Annotated in this window: 2 protein-coding genes; one reads left to right on the top strand and one right to left on the bottom strand. The window is 75.4% G+C overall.

Features of this window, described 5'->3' with window-relative positions; genetic code table 11:
* The coding region (locus ACOV8S_RS08780) for a DMT family transporter (protein ID WP_448317136.1) at nucleotides 1-799 on the top strand (799 nt) is incomplete at its 5' end.
* On the opposite strand, the gene ACOV8S_RS08775 is transcribed toward ACOV8S_RS08780, so the two are convergent.
* Nucleotides 769-2058: a transglycosylase family protein gene (locus ACOV8S_RS08775; RefSeq protein WP_448317134.1), complete on the bottom strand. Its 1290-nt coding sequence runs from the start codon at nucleotides 2056-2058 to the stop codon at nucleotides 769-771. The genes ACOV8S_RS08780 and ACOV8S_RS08775 overlap by 31 nt on opposite strands.
* Nucleotides 2059-2349: the final 291 nt, after the last annotated feature.

Genomic DNA, 2349 nt, shown 5'->3' with positions numbered 1-2349 from the left:
GCTCAGCGTGGTGCAGCCGATGGGCGCGCTGACCATCGTGTTCGCGCTGCCGATGGCCGCCCTCTTCGTGGGCCGCGCGGCGGGCGACCGGACGGCCTGGCGCGGGGCGTTCCTGGCCACCGCGGGGCTGGCGGGCCTGCTGGCGCTGGTCTCCGGGTCGGGCACCCGCACGCCCACGGGCGGCGAGCGGATCGTGCTGGTGGTCGTCACCGCCGTCGTGCTCGCGGTGCTGACGGGGGTGGCGAAGGGCGCCGGCACGCATCCGGCGGTCCGGGCCGCCGCGCTGGCCACCGGGTCGGGCATCGCCTTCGGCCTCGGCTCGGTCTTCACCAAGGCGGTGGCCGCCGACCAGTCCGACGGGCCGGTCCTGTCGGGCCTGCCCTCGGTCGTGGCGGTGGTGGCCCTGTCGGCGGCGGGCCTGCTGCTGTCCCAGTCCGCCTACCACGCAGGCGGCCTGCACGCGCCGCTGGCGACGCTGACGGTGGTCAACCCGGTGGCCGCCACCGTGGTGGGTCTGGTCCTGTTCGGCGAGTCGTTCCGCATGGGCGTGCTCGGGGCGGTGCTGGCCACCGGCTGCGGAGTGGTCGCGGCGGCGGGGCTGGTCCTGCTCTCCGTGGGGCGCGCCCACGCCGAGGTGCCGGCGCAGGCCTCCGGCGAGCGGGAGCCCGCAGAACCGGCGGCCCCGGACCGGACGCCGTCGCACGAGAAGCCCGCGGAGCGGGACGGGGGCTCCGGGCCGGGCGAGGACCGCCGCGGCCCGGAGCGCGCTCAGATGGCGACGCCGCCCGCCCGCAGGTAGGCCAGCGGGTCGATGTCGCTGCCGAAGCCCGGGCCGGTGCGCACCTCGAAGTGCAGGTGCGGGCCGGAGCTGTTGCCGGTGGAGCCGGAGCGTCCGAGGCGCTGTCCGGCGGTGACCGCCTGGCCGGACCGCACGGAGATCGCGGACAGATGGGCGTACTGCGAGTAGCGACCGTCGGCGTGCCGGACCACCACCTGGTAGCCGAAGGATCCGCCCCAGCCGGCCGTGACGACCTGTCCCGCGCCGACGGACTTCACGGCGGTGCCGGTGGGCACCGGGAAGTCGACGCCGGTGTGGTAGCCCTTCGACCACGAGGAGCCGTGGGCCCGGTAGGCGGTGCCGAGCGCGGCGTTCACGGGGGCCACCCGGTTGCGGGCCGCGGCGGGACGGGCATCGGTCTTCTTCTCGCTCTTGTGCCCGTCGGCCTTCTGCGGCGCGGGCTTCTTGGCCTGGGGCTTCTTCTGCTCCGCCGTGCGCTGCTCGCCGGCCTTCGCCCCGCTCTGCGGCTTCTGCTGTGCGGGCGGTCCGGGGCGGGCGGTGTCCGGCATCCGCAGCCGCTGGCCCGGCATGATCAGGTCGGGGTCCGAGCCCACCGTCGAGCGGTTGGCCGCGTAGAGCGACTGCCAGCCGCCCTGGACCTCGCGGGCGTCCGCGATGCCGGAGAGGCTGTCCCCGCGGACGACGGTGTACATGTCGGTCTTGCCGGCCCGGGACTGCGGCGTGGTCTGCGGCCGGACGTCCTTGCCGTCGCCGCTCGAGCCCGACCGGGAATCGGACTTGGTGGAGCCGCCGGACTTGGCGGGGGTGCCGGTGCCGGCCTTCTTCCCGGACGCGGGTCTCGCCGTGCCGCCCGATTCCTTGCCGAGGTCGGGGGCGGGACCGCCCCGGGCGAGCCCGGCGCGCTGCGAGCAGACCGGCCAGGCGCCGGGCCCCTGGACCTTGAGCACCTTCTCGGCGACGGCTATCTGCTCGGCGCGGGTGGCCTGGTCGGCACGCGAGGCGTAGGCGCGGCCGCCGAAGGCCTCCCAGGTGGACTGGCTGAACTGGAGCCCGCCGTAGTAGCCGTTGCCGGTGTTGATGTCCCAGTCGCCGCTCGCCTCGCAGGCGGCCACCCGGTCCCAGGTGGCCGCGTCGGCGGCGTCGGCGTTGCCGGCGGCGACCAGCGGGAGGGCGAGACCCGCGCCACCTGCGGTGACGCTGAGCGACGCCCGGTTGAGTCTGTTGGGCTGGTACCGGCGGTGCCGGCCGCGTGCGGCCATTGGTGCCTCCTCGACACGCTGCAGGAGACACAGAACGTAAGCGCAGTGACAGAGGGTCACAAGAAGGTATTCGGACGCCTGTGGCGGACCGGATGCCGGTAAACCCCCTGTTGACGGATATCGCCGGACGAATATGCCCGGGTGGACGCAGGGAGGGGCGCCTGGCGCGAAAGCGCCGGACGCCCCTGAGGTTCACGTCACAGCCCGGGCCTGTCGGAACGCGGTGGGCCCGGTTCCGGGTCGGGCACGGGATCCGGGCCGGGTGGCCGCGGGATCGGCGAGGGTGCGGGG

The sequence above is a fragment of the Streptomyces sp. CO7 genome, from assembly GCF_053474865.1.
The sequence above is the reverse complement of the archived record's forward strand: the minus strand, read 5'-3'. Positions and strand labels throughout refer to the sequence as shown.